The following is a 19,418-nucleotide window of genomic DNA, read 5'->3' as shown; positions in this document are numbered from 1 at the left end:
TATCATACCTGAAGTTGGGCCGGGACCAAAATCCTGGCGCTTGCCGCTGGTCCTTCATTGCATTCGCGATCGAGCGCCGCCCGCGCGGCGCTCGATCTCAATACCCATGAAAATCGACCGCTCCACACTTACATGCCAACATTCAATTCATCCAAGTCCTGCAATGTGATCTTCACGTCCCCAGGAAGGTGCACTATCAATTCAAGATTCGCCCCCAGTACCTCAAGGTGCCGGCGCAACTTCGATATGGGCATATCGTCCAGCTCTCCCTCTTCTATTGCATCACCCTCAATGCCCAGTTGCCTTCGAAGCTCACCAAGAATCGCTTCATCCATTTGACTCTCCTGATTACCCATACCCGCCTCCCAACATGAAAAATTTCCATCCAAATCCTGAACTTGCGACAGACGTCGCGATAGCAGGTAATTCAACGCCTTGATGTAGGAAAAGCGCTTATTTTTCGCGCGAAATTTCTATGCCGCCAGTGATTAACGCTGGCCAAATGCCGCCCCAGATGGGAACCTTTACGCCCACGGAGACGTCCACTCCCCTGCAACCCGCTTAGGTTGGGGACTGGTTTCATCAGCATTTTCGGGCCCGACGGGGTTCGGCTCATGGCCTGATCGCAGCCTTCGGCTTGCATCTCGCTGCTACTCGCGAACACACCAACCGCCGCCAGGACTGGCCGGCAAAAAAGAAGTGTGCTCGCCGACAACACAAGGAGTCCGCCTGTGGCTAAACGCTACGGTAAAGGGCTGTTGGGATGCGCCACCGTGCTCGTCATCCTGGCCCTGCTGATCCACTGGATCGGCATCGACACAATCGCGCGGTATCGCGACGATCTTGGGTTCTACCTGCAAGCGCACCTGGTATTGGTGCTGGCTTCGATGGCGGCGGCGTTGGCCGTGGGCATCCCGGCCGGCATTGCGCTCAGTCGACCGCACCGGGTCGACAAAGCCGAGCGCTTCATGCAGTTCTTCAACGTTGGCAACACCATCCCTCCCCTGGCCGTTCTGGCCATCGCGCTCAGTATCCTGGGCATCGGCGCCGGGCCTGCGATCTTCGCACTGTTCCTCGCCTCCCTCCTGCCCATCGTGCGTAACACCTACGAGGGCCTGAAAAACGTCCCTGCCTCGCTCAAGGAAGCCGCCACCGGCATCGGCATGACCCCGCGCCAGCAACTGTGGCAGGTGGAGTTGCCCAACGCCGTGCCGATCATCGTCGGCGGTGTGCGTGTGGCCCTGGCGTTGAACGTGGGCACTGCGCCGCTGGCGTTCCTGATCGGCGCCAACAGCCTGGGCAGCCTGATCTTCCCCGGCATCGCCCTGAACAACCAGCCACAGCTGCTGCTGGGTGCCGCGTGCACCGCACTGCTGGCATTGGTGCTGGATGCGGCGGTGAGTTTCTCCAGCAAACGCTGGCTGGAACGTGGCCTGGCCCAATAAGGATAGGGAACGTATGAAAAAGAGAATCGCCTTGCTGCTGGGCGCGGCCCTGCTGTTCGCAGGATTTGCCCAGGCAGCTGAAAAACCGCTGGTGCGCATCGGCGCGCGGGTATTCACCGAACAGACCGTGCTCGCCGAAATCACCGCGCAATACCTGCGTGCCAACGGCTTCGACGTGCGCGTCACCACCGGGCTTGGCAGCAACATCGCGCGCCAGGCCCAGGAAACCGGCCAGCTCGACCTGATGTGGGAATACACCGGCGTGTCGCTTGTGTCGTACAACCATATCGACGAGCGCATGCCCAGTGCCGAAGCCACGTTCGCCCGGGTGAAGGCACTGGATGCGAAGAAAGACCTGATCTGGCTGACCCCGTCGAAGTTCAGCAACACCTATGCGCTGGGGCTGCCCAAGCAGGTAGCCGAGGCCTACCCGCAAATCAACACCATCAGCGACCTCAACCAGGTGCTGCGTGACGAAAGCCAGCGCACCCACCTGGTGGCGCTGGACACCGAGTTCGCCAACCGCCCCGACGGCCTGGTCGGCCTGCGCGAGATGTACGAGCTGCCGCTGGACCGTCGCAACATCCGCCAGATGGACGGCGGCCTGGTGTACACCGCCATGCGCAACAACCAGGTGTTCGCCGGCCTGGTGTACACCACCGATGGCCGCCTGAACGCCTTCGACCTCAAGCTGCTGAAAGACGACAAGCACTACTTCCCTGACTACACCGCCGCCCCGGTGGTACGCAAGGCCGTGCTCGACGCCAACCCGCAACTGGCCGGCCTGCTCAAGCCGCTGGCCGAGCAACTGGACGACGAAACCATGCGCCAGCTCAACGCCAAGGTCGACGTCGAGCACCAGAACCCGGCCGCCGTCGCCGCCGCGTTTTTGCGCGAGCACCCACTGAACAGCGAGGGCCAGCCATGAACCTGATCGATACCTTCAGCCACCTGGACTGGGCCCAGGTGCTGCAACTGACCTGGCAACACATCATGCTGGTGGGCATCGCGGTAGGCCTGGCGATCCTCGTCGGGGTACCGCTTGGCATTCTCATGACCCGCTTTCCGGCACTCGCCGGCCCATTGCAGGCCAGCGCCACGGTGCTGCTGACCATCCCGTCGATTGCCCTGTTCGGCCTGTTGCTGCCGTTCTACTCCAAGTTCGGCCAAGGGCTTGGCCCGCTACCGGCCATTACCGCGGTGTTCCTGTACTCGCTGCTGCCGATCATGCGCAACACCTACCTGGCCCTGACCAATGTCGAGCCCGGTATCCGTGAGGCCGCTCGCGGCATCGGCATGACGTTCGGCCAGCGCCTGCGCATGGTCGAGCTGCCCATCGCCGTGCCGGTGATCCTTGCCGGCGTACGCACGGCCGTGGTCATGAACATCGGTGTCATGACCATCGCCGCCACCATCGGCGCCGGCGGCCTGGGCGTACTTATCCTCACCTCCATCAGCCGCAGCGACATGTCGATGCTGCTGGTTGGCGCCGTACTGGTCAGCCTGCTGGCCATCATTGCCGACCTGCTGCTGCAAACCCTGCAACGTGCCCTGACTCCAGAAGGACTGCGCCCATGATCGAACTGAAGAACCTCAGCAAAACCTTCAACGTCAATGGCAAGGACGTCAAAGCCGTCGACTCGGTAAGCCTCACCGTGAATGAAGGCGAGATTTGCGTGTTCCTCGGCCCTTCGGGCTGCGGCAAGAGCACCACGCTGAAAATGATCAACCGCCTGATCACGCCTACCTCGGGGCAGGTTTTCATCAACGGTGAAGACACCACCGGGCTGGACGAAGTGACCCTGCGCCGCCACATCGGCTACGTGATCCAGCAGATCGGCCTGTTCCCCAACATGACCATCGAAGAAAACATCACCGTGGTCCCGCGCCTGCTCGGCTGGGACAAACAGAAATGCCACGAGCGTGCTCGCGAGCTCATGCACATGATCAAGCTGGAGCCCAAGCAGTACTTGCAGCGCTACCCGCGTGAGCTGTCCGGTGGCCAGCAGCAGCGTATCGGCGTGATCCGCGCGCTGGCTGCAGAAGCGCCGGTGCTGCTGATGGACGAGCCGTTCGGCGCGGTGGACCCGATCAACCGCGAAATGATCCAGAACGAGTTCTTCGAGATGCAGCGGGCGTTGAACAAAACCGTGATCATGGTCAGCCACGACATCGACGAGGCGATCAAGCTGGGCGACAAGATTGCCATCTTCCGTGCCGGCAAGCTGTTGCAGCTGGACCACCCGGACACCTTGCTGGCGCACCCGGCGGACGACTTTGTGAGCAACTTCGTTGGCCAGGACAGCACGCTCAAGCGCCTGCTGCTGGTACGGGCCGAGGATGCGGCAGACAACGCCCCGTCGGTGAGCCCGGAAACGCCGGTGAGCGATGCACTGGAGCTACTGGATGAGCACGACCGCCGCTACGTGGTGGTAACCGATGCACAGAACAAGGCGCTGGGTTATGTGCGCCGGCGTGACATGCATCGCCAGCAAGGTACGTGCGGTGACTTCCTGCGCCCGTTCAATGCCACGGCGTCGCATGATGAGCATTTGCGCATCCTGCTGTCGCGCATGTACGAGTTCAACCGGGCGTGGTTGCCTGTGCTGGATGCCGAGCAGGTGTTCCTTGGCGAAGTAACGCAGGAATCGATTGCCGCGTACCTGAGTTCGGGACGCTCGCGTGGGGCCAAGACCAGCATTGTTTCGCCGGCCGAGGCGGTGGCCTCTTAATAGCTGGGGGCGCTTTGCGCCCCTTCGCGGGCTCGCCCGCTCCCACAGGGAAACCACAAGCTTCCAGGCCTGCGTTGTACCTGTGGGAGCGGGCAAGCCCGCGAAGGACGCGACACGAATGTCAGAACCCTACACTGGCCTGCACATAGAAGGTCCGCGGCTCACCCACATAAATGCCGGCATTGTTGTCGCTGGAGCGGGTGAAATACTGTTTGTCGAACAGGTTCTTCACCCCTGCAGCCAACTTCAGGTTGGACATCTCTGGCCCGAACTCATACCCACCACGGGCATGCCAGGTCACGTAGCCCGGAATATCACCATACTGCCCATCCGCACTCGGCTCGGTGATGTAGTCACCATTGAAACTGCCATCGGCATTGATCCCGGTACCCGGTGCGCGCTGCTTGGACTGGGCGTAGGCATCCAGGTTCCAGGTCCAGCGGTTGACTGCGTAACGCACGCCGGCAGTGGCCACCTGACGTGAGTAGAACGGCAGGTCACGGCCCTTGAAGCCCGGGATCTCACCTTCATAGGTTGCACGGGTAAAGGTGTAGCCACCGCTCACCGACAAGCCATCCAGGCGCGGGTCCAGCTCGGCCAGGTCATAGCGCACCGAAGCCTCGATACCTTGGTGCTTGGTCGCCCCGAGGTTGGTCCAGCCCACATCGTTGCTGATGTACTGCAGTTCATCGTCGAAGTCGATGTAGAACGCGGTCAGCTCACCGGCAAAGCCACCGTCGTCATAGCGCGTACCGATTTCGTAGGTCTTGGCCTTTTCCGGCTCCAGGCCATTGGCCGTGCTGTTGCCCGTGCCGCCCTGCCCCAGCTGGAAGTACTGCAGGCTGCCAAACGAGGTTTCGTAGTTGGCGAACACCTTCCACGCGTCGGAGATGTGGTACATCACACTCAGCGCCGGCAGCGGCTCGTTGCTGGTGATGCTGCGCTTTTTCTCCGCTACCGGGCGGTTGTTGGCATCCAGCACCGGGCGATCGCGCCAGTCGGTGTTGATGTGCTCGAAGCGGATACCCGGGGTAATGGTCCAGTTGCCCACGTCGATCTTGTCGTCAATGTAGTAGGCGCTGGCCTCGGTGCCGCCGCTACGGTCCTGGAACACGTGGCCGTCGGAGGTCGGGGTCACGGTGGGCACGTTGTCGATCAGCGCCAGGCGGGTCGATTGCTCGCGCATCGCTTCCTTCAGGTAGCGGTAACCCACGCTGACTTCCTGAGTAGTGGGGCCGGCAAAGAAGATGCGTGACAGCCGTGGCTCGATGGCGAAGGTGTGGTAGTTGCGCGGGTACGACGACAGGGTCTTCATGTCGCGCGCGGCAATGGCACTGCCGCGGAAGCTGTCGGTGTAGTAAGTGAGCACTTCGAACTGGGTGGCATCGTCCAGCTGGCGCTGCCACTTGAACGAAACGTCCTTGCGCCGGCCGGCGAAGTAGTCGTAGTCGCGCACAGACTGATATGGGTTGCTGTCGTACTGCGCCTGGGTCAGGCCACCTGGCATGTCGGCGCGGCCATCGTAGTAGTGGAAGTTGAGCCAGAACTCGTCGACGTCGGTGGGTGCCCAATGTGTCTTGAGGATGACGTCGTCGATGTCGTTGCCGTTGTTGCTCTCACGATAACCGTTGCCGTTCACCCCGGTGTACAGCAGCGCCACGCCCATGCCGTTGTCCGCCGTGCCGCCGACGAAAGCCGACTCGGTGTGCTTCCAGCCGCCGTGCTGGGAGGTTTCCAAAGTGGTGGAAAGCTCCGCCGAGGCCTTTTCAGGAATCGCCCGGGTAACGAAGTTGATCACCCCACCCACGTTCTGCGGGCCATAGCGCACCGAGCCGGCACCACGCACCACGTCGATGCTGTCGAGGTTGCCCGAGGAAATCGGCGCCATCGACAACTGTGGCTGGCCATACGGCGCGAAGGCGGCCGGGATGCCGTCGATCAATACGGTAGAGCGTGGCGACAGGCGCGAGGTCAGGCCGCGCACGCCCACGTTCAACGACAGGTCACTGCCGCCGGTGCCGTTGGAGTCCTGCACCTGCACACCCGGGATACCGCGCAGTACATCGCGCACGTTCATCGCGCCCTTCTCCACCATCGCCTCGCGGCGCACCACGGTGCGTGCGCCAGGGTGGTTCTGCACCACGCTCTGCTGGGCATCGCCCAACCAGTCACCGACCACCTTGATGTCGGTAGGCGCCAACTCCAGGCTGCCACTGCCCAGGTCCAGGGTAGTCGGCAGCGGCTTTACCACGACGGTGTCCTGTGACATCTCGAAGGTCAGCCCGCTGCCTTGCAGCAACTGTTGCAGGGCCTGCACCGGCGCCAGGTTGCCAGACACCGCCGGGGCCTGCTTGCCAGCCACCAACTCCGGGCTGAAGAACAGTTGCAGGTTGGTCTGCTGGCCAAGCTGGCTCAGCGCCGAACCCAGCGGTTGAGCCTGAATCTGGATGCTATCGCCGGCCTGTGCAGCCTGGCTGTTGACGGCCACGGCACTGACCGCCAGGGCCAGCGCCAAAGCGCGAAAGCGTGGGAAAGACTTGTTGTTGTTCACGTCGTCGAAACTTCCTGAATGCGGAATAAACGCCAACCGCGTGCAAATGGAAATGCTTGGCAGTTGCAGCTGGCGAGGAAGACGAACGAGCGAAAAAAAACCTGAATCTATTTCGCAATTATTTCGCGGGAGCCGTCTTCATGGGCTTTGATGGCCACCGGCAGGATGCTCGGCAATGCCCGTAGCAGCGCGTCGGTGTCGTCGGTGCTGAAGGTGCTGGAAAGGCGCATCTGGGCGACTTTGCCAGGGCTGACCCGCAACGGTTGGCTGCGGTAGCGTGAGGCCTCGGCGACCACCTCGGCCAAGGTGGCGTTGTCGAACACCAGCTTGCCCTGACGCCAGGCGGTCACGGCGCCAGCATTAACGGCGTAAGGTGCGCTCACCACACCTTGTACATCTATATGCGACCCCTGCCCGGCCGTAAGCTGCGCAAGCGACGCCCCTTTGCCCTGCACACGCACCGAGCCTTGCTCCACGGCTACCCGGGTGCTGGCCGGGTCAAGGCGAACGTCAAAGCGGGTGCCGGTCACTGTCACGCGGCCTTGGGCCGTGTCGACCACGAACGGCCTGTCACTGTCGTGGGCGACGCTGAACATCACCTCACCGGCACTCAGGCGGATATGCCGCTGGCCAGCACTGAAATCGACCTGCAACTGTGTGCTGCCATTGAGCTCCAGGTGCGAGCCATCTGGCAATTCGACCTGGCGACGCTCATTGAAGGCCGTTTGCAAGCTGCCCTGGTGGTTCAGTTGCTGGTAGTGCCAACCGCCCCATCCCAGGCCCAACGCCAGCAGCGCCACACTGGCGGCCAGCGCCTGACGCACAAAACGCCGACGAGGCAACTGCTGCACCGGATCTGGCTGGCACAGTGCTTCAAGGCGCTGGCGTGGAATGAGGGTGGCGGCCTGCCACACGCGGCTGAGGTGTTCGTACTCTTCCCGGTGGCGCTCGTCGCTCGCCAACCAGGCGCGCAGCTGTTTCTGCAGCCCGGCATCCCGAGGCGCATCCTGCACGCGGGCAAACCATGCGGCCGCCTGCTCGCGGACGGTATCGGTACCGTGCTGTTTCATCGAAAAGGTCTCCTGACTCTTCATGCCGACACATCCAGGTGCTCACGCAAATGCCGGAGCGTGCGGATCATATACTTTTCGACCATGTTCTTGCTCAACCCCATGCGCTCGGCGATCTCGGCCTGGGTCAGGCCTTCGAGCTTCTGCCAGATGAACACCTGCCGGCAGTTGAGCGGCAACTCGGCCAGCACCCGCTCGACGCTGTCGGCCAACTCAAGGGCATGCACATAGGCCTCCGGGTCGCCGCTGCCGCTACCGCCCTCGTCGAAAGCGTCCAGCGCCAGGGACTGGCGGCGGTCCTCGCGGCGGAAGCCATCCACGGCAATGTTGCGTGCGGTCTGGTGCAGGTAGGCGCGCGGCTGCTCGACCTGCTCACGCGGGTTTTCCAATACCCGGACGAAGGCATCGTGGGTGAGGTCTTCGGCCTGCTGACGACTGCGCAGTTTGCGCGTCCAGGTACCGATCAGCTCATGGTAATGGTCGAGGAAGCCTTTGTGTCCGGACACGGTCTGGGTCATCAGGGAGGCGGATAAGGGTGCGAATAGTAATGTTTCTCATCAAAACCAGCAAATCCGCCAGTCGGTAACAAAAAATTTATGCGTAATTTCCTGTACGGGGGTACCAGGAAATTGTGGCCATAAATATGAACACCTATGGCCTCTTCGCGGGTAAACCCGCTCCCACACGGATAGCGAAAAGCCTATGGGAGCGGGTTTACCCGCGAAGGGGCCAACGCGATCTATTCCACAATTTTTTACGCTTGAAACATCGTGGGGAACATCAGCCGGTCACATGGGTCGGTTATTCAAATGGCTGGTCGTCGATCCACGTCGATCACGCCCGGATTACCTGTTGATTCTGCATTCTTCACGCCCTAAAGTGCGCGCCGAACGTCCATGCTGGAAACGATCCATCCGGCTCAAGTACTGAGTAGGCGAACCAAAGTGGGGATACGGAGGACGTTCAGTTTGCAGCCACTTAAATTTTCAGTTTGCCCATGGAGTCCCTGAGCATGTCGATCCAGGTCGAAGACTATTTCGCGCGTGACACCTTCCAGAAAATGAAGGCGTTCGCCGACAAGCAGGAAACCCCGTTCGTACTCATCGATACCCAGATGATCAGCCAGGCCTATGACGACCTGCGCGCCGGTTTCGAATTCGCCAAGGTCTACTACGCGGTCAAGGCCAACCCGGCCGTCGAAATCATCGACCTGCTCAAAGAGAAAGGTTCGAGCTTCGACATCGCCTCGATCTACGAACTGGACAAAGTGCTGGGCCGTGGCGTCAGCGCCGACCGCATCAGCTACGGCAACACCATCAAGAAGTCCAAGGACATCCGCTACTTCTACGAGAAAGGCGTGCGCCTGTACGCCACCGACTCGGAAGCCGACCTGCGCAACATCGCCAAGGCCGCACCGGGCTCGAAAGTGTATGTGCGTATCCTGACCGAAGGCTCCACCACAGCCGACTGGCCACTGTCCCGTAAATTCGGTTGCCAGACCGACATGGCCATGGACCTGCTGATCCTTGCCCGCGACCTGGGCCTGGTGCCTTACGGCATCTCCTTCCACGTGGGTTCGCAGCAGCGCGACATCAGCGTGTGGGACGCCGCCATCGCCAAGGTCAAGGTGATCTTCGAGCGCCTGAAGGAAGAAGACGGCATCGAGCTGAAGCTGATCAACATGGGTGGCGGCTTCCCGGCCAACTACATCACCCGTACCAACAGCCTGGAAACCTACGCCGAAGAGATCATCCGCTTCCTGAAGGAAGACTTCGGTGACGAGCTGCCGGAAATCATCCTGGAGCCAGGCCGTTCGCTGATCGCCAACGCCGGTATCCTGGTCAGCGAAGTGGTGCTGGTTGCGCGCAAGTCGCGTACTGCCGTCGAGCGCTGGATCTACACCGACGTGGGCAAGTTCTCCGGCCTGATCGAAACCATGGACGAAGCCATCAAATTCCCGATCTGGACCGAGAAGAAAGGCGAAGCCGAAGAAGTGGTCATTGCAGGCCCGACCTGCGACAGCGCAGACATCATGTACGAGAACTACAAGTATGGCCTGCCGCTGAACCTGGCTATCGGTGACCGTCTGTACTGGCTGTCCACCGGTGCCTATACCACCAGCTACAGCGCAGTGGAGTTCAACGGCTTCCCGCCGCTGAAGGCCTACTACCTGTAACTGAAAAAGGGGCGAAAGCCCCTTTTTTCATTGCTCGCCAACAGCCGATGTGTCGATCCACTCCAGCAGGAAATCACCGGGCTGCGCTTCTTCGGTTTCCAGCATACGGAGTTGCAGCCCAGGCTCGGAGTGGTATCGGGTAACTGTCTTGTAGGGCGAAATGGAGAAAAAGTCAGACCATGAGCTGGCACTCCTTTTCACCCTGGAAGTGGTGCCTACTCGGTCGTTAGCCGAGACAAAACGCGAATCCAGCGTTTGCAACTGGATGCCGTACAACCGCGGATGCTCGAAGCTGACGTTCTGGTTGACGATACGGAACGCAGGTACTGGCCATGGCAGCAGTTCGCTTGCCTCTTGCAGGGCATTGCCACCCGCACCGGTTATCTGCTTACCCGACTCGGTGTGTATCTCATACGCAACATCCCCGCCGATTGCAGGGTGCTCCCAGGCAATGAGGGTGAAAATCTCACCCGCTACATCGTCTTCGACAACCTGCATGAACCCACTGTCGTTGATACAGATCGGGTAAATGTGGTCCGCTCGAATCAACCACAAGCGCACCTGTGCTTCGTCTTTGATCAGGTTTTTCATAAACGTTTCCTCACGCTCTCGACGGCTGCTGTTGCCGACAGGCGGAAAGTAAATGTGGCGCAACCATGATCGCAGTTACAACTCCTTCCCCGTGGCCCTCTACTGGCCCCCTCGACATAAGCTGGCTTGCCGGCAGGGCCAATGCAGCCAGCCTCAGGCTTCGCGGCGCTCGATTTCCTCGGCATACCGACCGGCAAAGGCCATGAACAACGGCCCCGCACCTTGCAAGGTCACCAAGGCAGCGCGCAGGAAGTTCATGTTGCCCTCAACTCGCGCCCGCTCCAGCCAAGGCGCAGCCTCCGCCACCTGCCCACGCTCGAACAGCACCAGTGCCAGGCTGAACATGCCGCGAAAATCCCCCGCCTCAGCCGAGCGCCGATACCAGCGTACCGCCCGCGCCGGGCTGGGTGCCGTGGCAATGCCCTGTTCCAGGTAGCGCCCATACAGGTTCATCGACTTGGCATGCCCCATTTGAGCAGCCTTCTCGTAACACATCAGTGCCTGCGCCTGGTTGGCCGGCACCCCGCGACCGGTGGCCAGCAGGTTCCCCAGGTTGTACAGGCCCCAGTCCAGGCCGGCATCCGCTGCGCGGGCATAGTGCACAGCGGCCTGCGCCAGGCTCACCTCACCGCCCCAGCCATGCTCCAGGCAACGCCCGAGCATGTTGTGCGCCATGGCACTGCCACCTTGTGCGGCAATGCCGAACCAACGCCGGGCCACGGTGGCATCTTCCTGGATACCGCGCCCATCCAGCAGGATCTGCCCGAGCAACAACTGCGCCTCGACCGCGCCCTGCCCCGCCGCGGCCAGGATTGCCTGGGCGGCCTTGCCGGGGCTTTCTTCAAGCATGGCCTGCAAGCCGGCCACATCCACCACTTCCTCACGTCGCAACAGGTAAGACACGGTTCAGACCTCGGCCCAGCGGCGCAGCAGGTTGTGGTAGGTGCCGGTCAGTTGCAGCAACGACGGGTGGTCGGGCACATCGGCGGTCAGTTGCTGAATGGCGTTATCCATCTCGAACAGCAGCGCACGCTGGCTGTCCTCGCGCACCAGGCTTTGGGTCCAGAAGAACGCGGCATAGCGCTGGCCACGCGTTACCGGGTTGACCTTGTGCAGGCTGGTGCCGGGGTACAGCACCAGGTCACCGGCGGCCAGCTTGATCTGCTGCACGCCATAGGTGTCCTGAATCACCAGTTCGCCGCCGTCGTAGCTGTCCGGGTCGCTGAGAAACAGCGTGGAAGACAGGTCGGTACGCACGCGCTCCGGGCTCCCCTTGGGCTGGCGCAGGGCGTTGTCGATGTGGAAACCGAAGTTGCCGCCTTCGCGGTAGCAGTTGATAAGCGGCGGGAACACCTTGTGCGGCAGGGCGGCCGACATGAAGCGCGGGGTTTTCCACAGGCGGTCGATCAGCGCTGTGCCGATTTCCTTGGCCAACGGGTGCCCTTCCGGCAACTGCAGGTTGTGTTTGGCCTTGGCCGACTGGTAACCGGCAGTCACTTTGCCATCGGCCCAGTCAGCCTGCTCCAGCGCCTCGCGGATACGGGCCAGTTCATCGGCATCGAACAGGCCGGGGATGTGAAGCAGCATGGGAGCGGCACCGTCAGGAATTGTAAAGGGCCAATGATATTGATTCCCTTTTACGCTTCACAAGCCCCGTTCGCCGCTTTAGACGTTTCAGCGTGAAAAAACTGTAAAGGCAAATTGTAAAGATTGTAAATTCTTTGCGAATGGTAACGAGTCTCAATTGTTACTTACAATTGCTTACATTAAGATCCGCCGCCTCATCACCTTGGGGAAGGTCCTTAGCAATGCGCCAGTCCGTACCATCTGCAGTGAGCTCACCACGCCTGATCGTGTCTGCCATCGGTGTCGCCATCTCTGCTGCATCGAGTGCTCAGTTTGCGTTTGCAACTGAACAGGCTGACTCTGCGATTTCTCTTGACGCAACCAGCGTCAACGCGGCGCAGGATGTCACCAGCTACAAGGCGGACACCGCTAGCTCGAAGAAATACACTGCGCCACTGCGTGAAACACCGAAGAGCGTTACGGTGATCCCACAGCAAGTCATTCGAGACACCGGCGCGACCTCCTTGGTAGATGCGCTGCGTACAACCCCAGGCATCACGTTTGGCGCAGGCGAAGGCGGTAATCCCGCAGGTGACCGCCCCATCATCCGCGGCTTCAACGCCGAGAGTGACGTGTTCGTCGATGGAATGCGCGACGTCGCTTCGCAAAGCCGTGAAATCTTTAACGTTGAATCCATCGAAGTCGCCAAGGGCCCGGGCTCCGCGTTTACCGGTGCGGGGTCGACGGGCGGTAGCCTCAACCTGGTAACCAAGAGCGCAAAACTTGGCGACAGCTACAACGGTGGATTCACTTGGGGTTCGGACCAGACCAAACGCACTACCCTTGATCTGAACAAACAGTTGACCGACACCTCGGCCTTCCGCTTGAACCTGATGAAGCACGAGGCCAATGTTGCTGGTCGTGACGACGTGGATGTTAGCCGCTGGGGTGTAGCACCGTCGTTCGCATTTGGATTGGGCACCGATACGCGGGTCACAGTGGGTTACTACCACCTGAAAACCGACGACATGCCTGACTACGGCATCCCGCTGAATCGCAGCGCGACGCGCAGCAAATACGACGTAGATGGCCCTGCCCATGTTGACCGCGATAACTTCTACGGTTTGAACGGTCGCGACTATCGCAAGACCAGCAACGACAGTGGCACGATCCGTATCGAACATGACCTGAACGATAACCTGACCCTGTCCAACAGCTTCCGCATGTCACGTTCAACACTCGACTACATCGTGACAAACCCGGACGACAGCAAAGGTAACGTGGCCAACGGCACGGTCTACCGCGCGACCAAGAACCGTAACTCGACGTCCAAAGGCTGGGTGAACCAGACCGACCTGAGTGCCAAGTTCAATACCGGCTTTATCGAACACAGTCTGGTCACAGGACTGGAGTTCACCTATAGCGACACCCACAACCGTGGCTATGTCATTACCTCCGCCGCTGGCACAGGCACCGTTTGCAACCCGGCCTTGTTGGCTTCAGGCGACTGCACCAGCCTTTACGACCCATCGCCGGATGACGGCTGGTCCGGCACCATCACCGACAGCCAGGCCTTCACCGACACCGATACCAAGACTAGCGCTGCCTATGTTTTCGACACGCTGACCTTCAACGATCAATGGTCGCTCAACCTGGGCCTGCGGTACGACGATTACCAAACTAAATCAAGCGGATACAGCACGGGTGGCCGTGGCTCCGTTGCAGGGGACTTCTCTCGCGAAAACAATGCGCACCTGTGGAACTATCAGGTTGGCGTGGTCTACAAACCACTGCCTAACGGCAGCATCTACGCTGCATGGTCGACGTCCAGCAACCCGTCGGGGGAAACCGGCGGTAACGGTGGCCTGGAACTGGCAGTCAACAACAGCAACCTTGACCCGGAACGTAACCGCAACTACGAAATCGGCACCAAGTGGGATTTCTTCGACGATAACTTGTCGCTGACAGCCGCTCTGTTCCGCACCGACAAGACCAATGCTCGTGTTACCGACCCTGACAATGCCACCTATCAGGTACTCGATGGCGAACAACGTGTGCAAGGTGTGGAGCTGACTTACGCCGGCAACCTTACCAACAAGTGGAAGGTCTACGGCGGCTACACCTACATGGAAAGCGAGATCGTGAAAACCTCTACTGCTGCGAACGAAGGCAATCACATGCCTAGCACGCCGCGTAACAACTTCACCTTCTGGTCGACCTACGACATCATTCCGCAATTGACCGTGGGTGCCGGTGCCACTTTTGTTGATTCGCGGTTCGGTGACGAAGCCAACTCTGTTGAAGTGCCTTCCTACTGGCGCTATGACGCCATGGCTACTTATCGCCTGACAAAAAATGTCGATCTGCAGCTGAATGTGCAGAACCTGACCGACAAGCGTTATTTCGATCAGGTATTCGCACCGCATTACGCCCACGTAGCGCCTGGCAGAACTGCACTTATGAGTGCCAACTTCCACTTCTAAGGAAGTCAGCCCGAGCCCCGTTCATTCCCATGAGCGGGGCTTTTGCGTATCAAGGCATAATGCACGCCGCACAGGTAGCGGCCGCAACACAAGGTGAGAGATGTGGTGAAGAAGACGCTGTTCCAATTGCACTGGTTCTTTGGCATCACCGCTGGCCTGGTGCTGGCCTTGATGGGCATTACCGGGGCGCTGTACTCGTTCCAGGAAGAACTGCTGCGCGCGTTCAATGCCGATGTGCTCAAGGTAGAAGTGCGCGCCGAAGGCGTGCTGGCGCCCGCCGAGCTGGTCCAGCGCGTCGAGGCCCAGCAACACGACAAGGTGTCGATGCTGTGGGTGGACGTGCGTGAAGGCAACGCCGCACGCATCTTCTTCATGCCGGCACCCGGCGAGCGCCGTGGCACGCTGCGTTATGCCGACCCGTACACCGGTGAACTCAAAGGCGAAGTAGCCGGGCAAGACTTCTTCAACCTCATGCTTACCCTGCACCGCTTCCTGGCCATGGGCGACACCGGCCGGCAGATAACCGGTGCCTGCACCCTGATGCTGGTGTTCTTCTGCCTCTCCGGCCTGTACCTGCGCTGGCCGCGCAAGGCGCTGGACTGGCGCACCTGGCTGACGTTCGACTGGGCCAAGAAAGGCCGCGCATTCAACTGGGACCTGCACGCCGTTGCGGGTACCTGGTGCCTGCTGTTCTATCTTCTGTTCGCCCTGACCGGGCTGTTCTGGTCCTATGAGTGGTACCGCGAAGGCCTGAACAAACTGCTGGCCGACGCGCCGGCCGCCGGCCAGCAACAAAAACGCGGCGAAGGCGGTGGCCGCCACGGACCGCAGAAGGTCGACAAGAACGCCCCGCCGCTGGTGGTCGACTATGACGCCATCTGGGCCAACCTCAAGCAAGCCGCAGGGCCAGGCCTTGCCGCCTACAACCTGCGCCTGCCACCGGTTGGCGGCCAGCCGGCCAACCTGTTCTACCTGCTGGACAACGCCGACCACCCACGCGCCTTCAACACCCTGATGCTGGACCCGGCCACCGGCCAGGTGAAAAAGCACGACCGCTACACCGACAAATCCTTCAAGGCCCAGCTGCTGCAGAGCGTCTACGCCCTGCACGTCGGCGAATACTTCGGCCTGCCAGGGCGCATCATCGTCACCATCGCCAGCCTGACCATGCCGCTGTTCTTCGTCACCGGCTGGCTGCTCTACCTTGACCGCCGCCGCAAGAAGCGCCAGGTGCGTGCGGCCCGTGGCAACGTCGCCAGCAGCAACGGCAGCGGCGACAGCTGGCTGATCGGCTTCGCCAGCCAAAGCGGCTTTGCCGAACAGCTGGCTTGGCAAAGTGCCGGCCAGTTGCAGGCCGCCGGCCTGCCGGTGCAGGTACGGGCACTGGCCGAACTGCGTGAAGACGACCTGCGCCAGGCCCGCCGTGCGTTGTTCGTGGTCAGTACGTTTGGCGACGGCGAAGCACCCGACAGCGCCCGCGCCTTCGAGCGCAAGGTGCTCGGCCAGCCGTGGGCGCTGAACAACCTCAGCTACGCCCTGCTCGCCCTCGGCGACCGCCAGTACCCGCACTTCTGCGGCTTCGCCCGCCGCTTGCAGGCGTGGCTGGGTGAGCGCGGTGCCAGCAGCGCATTCAGCCCGGTAGAAGTGGACAATGCCGACCAGGCCGCGCTGCAGCAGTGGCAGCAGGAACTGGCGCAATTGACCGGTGCCCAACCGGTGGCCGCTTGGCAGCCGCCAAGCTTTGGCAACTGGTCGCTGGTGCGCCGCGAGCTGTTGAACCCGGGCAGCCAGGGTCAGCCGGTGTACCTGCTGGGCTTGCAACCGCAAGAGCCTGCCAGCTGGGAGGCTGGCGACCTGGTGGAGATCCTGCCACTCAATGGGCAGCCACGCGTTGACGCGTTCCTGAACGGCATGGCACTGGACGCCGGGGCCAAGGTGCAGGTCAATGGCCTTGGCGAAACCCTCGCCCAGGCCCTCGCAGGTCGCCAATTGCCAGGCCGTCGTGATCACCTGATCGGCTTGCAGCCGCAGGCGCTGGTAGATGCGCTGGCACCGATCGGCGGCCGCGAATACTCGATCGCTTCCATTGCCAGCGATGGCGTACTGGAGCTGATCGTTCGCCAGGAACGCCACGCTGATGGCAACCTCGGCCTGGGTTCGGGCTGGCTGACCGAATACCTGCCGCTGAACGGCACGCTGAGCCTGCGCCTGCGGCGTAACAGCGGGTTCCACCTGCCGGAGACGGCTGCACCGATGATCCTGATCGGTAACGGCACGGGCCTGGCCGGCCTGCGCAGCCTGATCCGCGCACGGGTCAATGCCGGCGAGCAGCGTAACTGGCTGCTGTTTGGCGAGCGCAACCGGGCGCATGACCTGCTGTGTGGCGATGAGCTGCAAGGCTGGCTGGACAGCGGTGATCTGGCACGCCTGGACCTTGCGTTCTCGCGGGATCAGGCCGAGAAGGTGTATGTGCAGGATGTGTTGCTGCAACAGGCTGATGAGTTCAAGCGCTGGGTGGCGGATGGTGCCTGTGTGTATGTGTGTGGCAGCCTGCAAGGGATGGCAGCCGGGGTGGATGCAGCGCTCAATGGCATGCTGGGTGAAGCCGCTGTGCAGCAGCTGATCGAGGATGGGCGGTATCGGCGGGATGTGTACTAGTTTGCTTCACCGCTTTTTGTAGGAGCGGCCTTGTGTCGCGAAAGGGCCGCGAAGCGGCCCCAGCAATTCATGCACCGCTGCCTGAGTCCAGGGGCCGCTTCGCGGCCCTTTCGCGACACAAGGCCGCTCCTACAGGGGCCCAATAAACCTGCGATTTCGTATCAGTGCAGTTCGAAGCTATCGGCATCCAGGTTGGCCGGGAACTTGGCCCGGTAGGCCGCCAGCTCCGCCGCACTCAACACCGCAGTGAACACCCCGTCCGCCTCCCCGGCACTGAGCAGGCTCTCGCCCTGGAAGTCCAGCACCTGGCTGTCCCCCGAATAGGCAAAGCCTTTGCCATCCGTACCCACCCGGTTCACCGCCGCCACATAGCACAGGTTCTCGATCCCCCGCGCCGGCAACAGCCGGTTCCAGTGCTGGCGCCGCGCTGCCGGCCAGTTGGCGGTGTACAGCAGCAGGTCTGTATCCTGGGCATCGCGGCTCCACACCGGGAAGCGCAGGTCGTAGCAGATCAGCGGGCGAATCCGCCAGCCCTTGAGCTCGAACTGCACCTGGCGCTCGCCGGGGGTGTAGTGCTTGTGCTCACCGGCCATGCGGAACAGGTGGCGCTTGTCGTAGTGCAGGATTTCGCCATCCGGGCGCGCCCACAACAGGCGGTTACGGTGGCTGCCATCTGCAGCCTGGATGATCACGCTTCCGGTAATCACCGCGTTGCACTTTTTCGCCTGGGCCTTCAACCATTTGTAGGTCGGGCCGTTCTCCGGCTCGCACAGGCTTTCCGACTGCATCGAAAAGCCGGTAGTGAACATTTCCGGCAGGATCACCAGGTCCACTTCACCCACCTGCTCCAGCAGCACCTCGAAGTGCGCGTAGTTGGCCTCGCGGTCGTGCCAGGCCAAGGTGGTTTGCACCAGGGCGACTTTCAGGTTCGGCAAGGTACTCAGATCGCGCATAGTCGTTCCGCTGCCTGACGCAGCGTCTCCTCACGTTTGGCAAAGCACAGGCGCACCAGGCGTTGCTCGGGGATGGGTTGCTGGTAGAACACCGACACCGGGATGGTCGCCACCCCGTGCTCGCGGGTGAGCCACAGAGACATCTCGACATCGTTCAGGTCGGGGCGGATCTGCGAGTAGTCCACCAACTGGAAATAGGTGCCCGTCGTACGGGTAAAGTCGAAACGTGAGCCTTCGAGCAAACCGCAGAACAGGTCGCGCTTGGCCTGGTAGAAGGCCGGCAGCTCATCGATGTGCTCGGGGTGCTCGGCCATGAAGTCGGCCAGCGCGCACTGCAACGGCGTGACGCCGCAGAAGTTCACGTATTGGTGCACCTTGCGCAGCTCGGCGCTCAGCGCCGGGGGTGCGATCACGTAGCCGGTCTTCCAGCCGGTCACGTGGTAGGTCTTGCCGAACGAGCTGACCACGAAGGCGCGTTGGTACAGCTGCTCATGGGCCAGCACGCTGGCGTGGCGCACACCGTCGTAAACCAGATGCTCGTAGACTTCATCGCTGACCAGGTAGATATCGCGGTCGGCAACAAGCTTCGCCAACTGGTCAAGGTCTTCGCCGGTGATCAGCGCGCCGCTGGGGTTGTGCGGCGAGTTGAGGATGACCATGCGCGTGCGCGGGCTCAGGGCATCGCTGAACTTCTGCCAGTCGATACGGAAGTCGCCGTCGCTCAGTTGCACATGCACGCAGCGACCACCGGCCAGCTCCACCGACGGTTCATAGCTGTCGTAGCAAGGGTCGAAGACGATCACCTCGTCACCGGCATGCACCACTGCCTGAATGGCACAGAAGATTGCCTCGGTTGCACCGGGGGTGATGGTCACTTCCTGGTCGGCATCCACCTGTGCGCCATACAGCCGCGCCACCTTGGCCGCTACCTGCTGGCGCAGGGCCGGCAGGCCGGTCATCGGCGAATACTGGTTATGCCCGGCGGCCACGTGCCGGCCCACTGCATCGAGCAGGGCCTGGGGGCCGTTGAAGTCAGGGAAACCCTGGGACAGGTTGAGCGCGCCGGTCTGCACGGCGAGCTGGGACATGGTGGTAAAGATGGTCGTGCCGACATTCGGCAGTTTGCTGCGGATCATGGAGCCCTCTTTCCTGGGGTGTATCCGGCACGGGGTGGAGTCCGAGCATAGCGGATC

At 61.5% G+C, this 19,418-nt stretch carries 16 protein-coding genes; 7 read left to right on the top strand and 9 right to left on the bottom strand.

The genetic code is table 11. The features are described from left to right. Positions 1-128: 128 nt before the first annotated feature. Entirely contained in the window at positions 129-335 is a 207-nt protein-coding gene (locus tag ACQKPZ_RS00475) for a hypothetical protein (protein ID WP_427534944.1), read from the bottom strand. 396 nt (positions 336-731) lie between these two features. Here ACQKPZ_RS00475 and ACQKPZ_RS00470 point away from each other — a divergent pair, with 396 nt between their 5' ends. The 4 genes from ACQKPZ_RS00470 to ACQKPZ_RS00455 are packed head-to-tail and all read left to right on the top strand — an operon-like array spanning position 732 to position 4,177. Continuing rightward, on the top strand, positions 732-1,445 hold the full coding sequence (locus ACQKPZ_RS00470) for an ABC transporter permease (RefSeq protein ID WP_043196954.1): 714 nt from the start codon (positions 732-734) through the stop codon (positions 1,443-1,445). A gap of 13 nt (positions 1,446-1,458) precedes the next feature. Then, positions 1,459-2,373, top strand: coding sequence for a glycine betaine ABC transporter substrate-binding protein (locus ACQKPZ_RS00465; RefSeq protein ID WP_427534943.1), 915 nt, complete (start codon positions 1,459-1,461; stop codon positions 2,371-2,373). Continuing rightward, entirely contained in the window at positions 2,370-3,023 is a 654-nt protein-coding gene (locus ACQKPZ_RS00460) for an ABC transporter permease (protein WP_274081956.1), read from the top strand. The genes ACQKPZ_RS00465 and ACQKPZ_RS00460 overlap by 4 nt, the downstream gene beginning before the upstream one ends. Continuing rightward, positions 3,020-4,177 (top strand): betaine/proline/choline family ABC transporter ATP-binding protein, encoded by a 1,158-nt coding sequence (locus ACQKPZ_RS00455; RefSeq protein WP_427534942.1) that lies wholly within the window; start codon positions 3,020-3,022, stop codon positions 4,175-4,177. The genes ACQKPZ_RS00460 and ACQKPZ_RS00455 overlap by 4 nt, the downstream gene beginning before the upstream one ends. 121 nt (positions 4,178-4,298) lie before the next feature. Here the strand turns inward: ACQKPZ_RS00455 and ACQKPZ_RS00450 are convergent, their stop codons facing one another. The 3 genes from ACQKPZ_RS00450 to ACQKPZ_RS00440 form a co-directional block, all read right to left on the bottom strand. After that, the gene (locus tag ACQKPZ_RS00450) at positions 4,299-6,728 is read right to left on the bottom strand and encodes a TonB-dependent siderophore receptor (RefSeq protein WP_427534940.1); all 2,430 of its coding nucleotides are present in this window, start codon (positions 6,726-6,728) and stop codon (positions 4,299-4,301) included. 107 nt (positions 6,729-6,835) lie between these two features. Continuing rightward, positions 6,836-7,798 (bottom strand): FecR family protein, encoded by a 963-nt coding sequence (locus ACQKPZ_RS00445; RefSeq protein ID WP_391124483.1) that lies wholly within the window; start codon positions 7,796-7,798, stop codon positions 6,836-6,838. Between the two features lie 20 nt (positions 7,799-7,818). Then, positions 7,819-8,316, bottom strand: a complete 498-nt coding sequence (locus ACQKPZ_RS00440) for an RNA polymerase sigma factor (RefSeq protein ID WP_427534938.1) — start codon at positions 8,314-8,316, stop codon at positions 7,819-7,821. Between the two features lie 494 nt (positions 8,317-8,810). Between ACQKPZ_RS00440 and ACQKPZ_RS00435 the strand changes: the two genes are divergently transcribed. Next, complete coding sequence (locus ACQKPZ_RS00435; RefSeq protein WP_016713187.1) at positions 8,811-9,974, top strand: type III PLP-dependent enzyme; 1,164 nt, start codon at positions 8,811-8,813, stop codon at positions 9,972-9,974. A 27-nt stretch (positions 9,975-10,001) separates the two neighbouring features. On the opposite strand, the gene ACQKPZ_RS00430 is transcribed toward ACQKPZ_RS00435, so the two are convergent. The 3 genes from ACQKPZ_RS00430 to ACQKPZ_RS00420 all read right to left on the bottom strand — a co-directional run bounded on the left by ACQKPZ_RS00430 (position 10,002) and on the right by ACQKPZ_RS00420 (position 12,152). After that, a complete protein-coding gene (locus ACQKPZ_RS00430) occupies positions 10,002-10,565 on the bottom strand; it encodes a hypothetical protein (protein WP_427534937.1) in 564 nt (187 codons plus the stop codon). 153 nt (positions 10,566-10,718) lie between these two features. Continuing rightward, on the bottom strand, positions 10,719-11,468 hold the full coding sequence (locus ACQKPZ_RS00425) for a tetratricopeptide repeat protein (protein ID WP_427534935.1): 750 nt from the start codon (positions 11,466-11,468) through the stop codon (positions 10,719-10,721). 3 nt (positions 11,469-11,471) lie between these two features. After that, complete coding sequence (locus ACQKPZ_RS00420) at positions 11,472-12,152, bottom strand: Fe2+-dependent dioxygenase (RefSeq protein WP_403199968.1); 681 nt, start codon at positions 12,150-12,152, stop codon at positions 11,472-11,474. Between the two features lie 221 nt (positions 12,153-12,373). Here ACQKPZ_RS00420 and ACQKPZ_RS00415 point away from each other — a divergent pair, with 221 nt between their 5' ends. Both ACQKPZ_RS00415 and ACQKPZ_RS00410 read left to right on the top strand, forming a co-directional pair. Then, positions 12,374-14,614, top strand: a complete 2,241-nt coding sequence (locus ACQKPZ_RS00415; protein ID WP_427534933.1) for a TonB-dependent receptor — start codon at positions 12,374-12,376, stop codon at positions 14,612-14,614. A 102-nt stretch (positions 14,615-14,716) separates the two neighbouring features. Then, on the top strand, positions 14,717-17,272 hold the full coding sequence (locus ACQKPZ_RS00410) for a PepSY domain-containing protein (RefSeq protein WP_427534932.1): 2,556 nt from the start codon (positions 14,717-14,719) through the stop codon (positions 17,270-17,272). Positions 17,273-17,433: 161 nt separating this feature from the next. Here ACQKPZ_RS00410 and ACQKPZ_RS00405 read toward each other — a convergent pair whose 3' ends face one another. Together ACQKPZ_RS00405 and ACQKPZ_RS00400 are read right to left on the bottom strand one after the other, a co-directional pair. Then, on the bottom strand, positions 17,434-18,225 hold the full coding sequence (locus ACQKPZ_RS00405; protein ID WP_427534930.1) for an amidohydrolase: 792 nt from the start codon (positions 18,223-18,225) through the stop codon (positions 17,434-17,436). Then, on the bottom strand, positions 18,213-19,361 hold the full coding sequence (locus tag ACQKPZ_RS00400) for a pyridoxal phosphate-dependent aminotransferase (protein WP_427534929.1): 1,149 nt from the start codon (positions 19,359-19,361) through the stop codon (positions 18,213-18,215). Before ACQKPZ_RS00400 ends, ACQKPZ_RS00405 begins: the two co-directional genes overlap by 13 nt. Positions 19,362-19,418: the final 57 nt, after the last annotated feature.

This window comes from Pseudomonas sp. NPDC089547 (assembly GCF_050280665.1).
GTDB lineage: Bacteria > Pseudomonadota > Gammaproteobacteria > Pseudomonadales > Pseudomonadaceae > Aquipseudomonas.
This window is presented reverse-complemented; position numbering and strand designations above follow the sequence as displayed.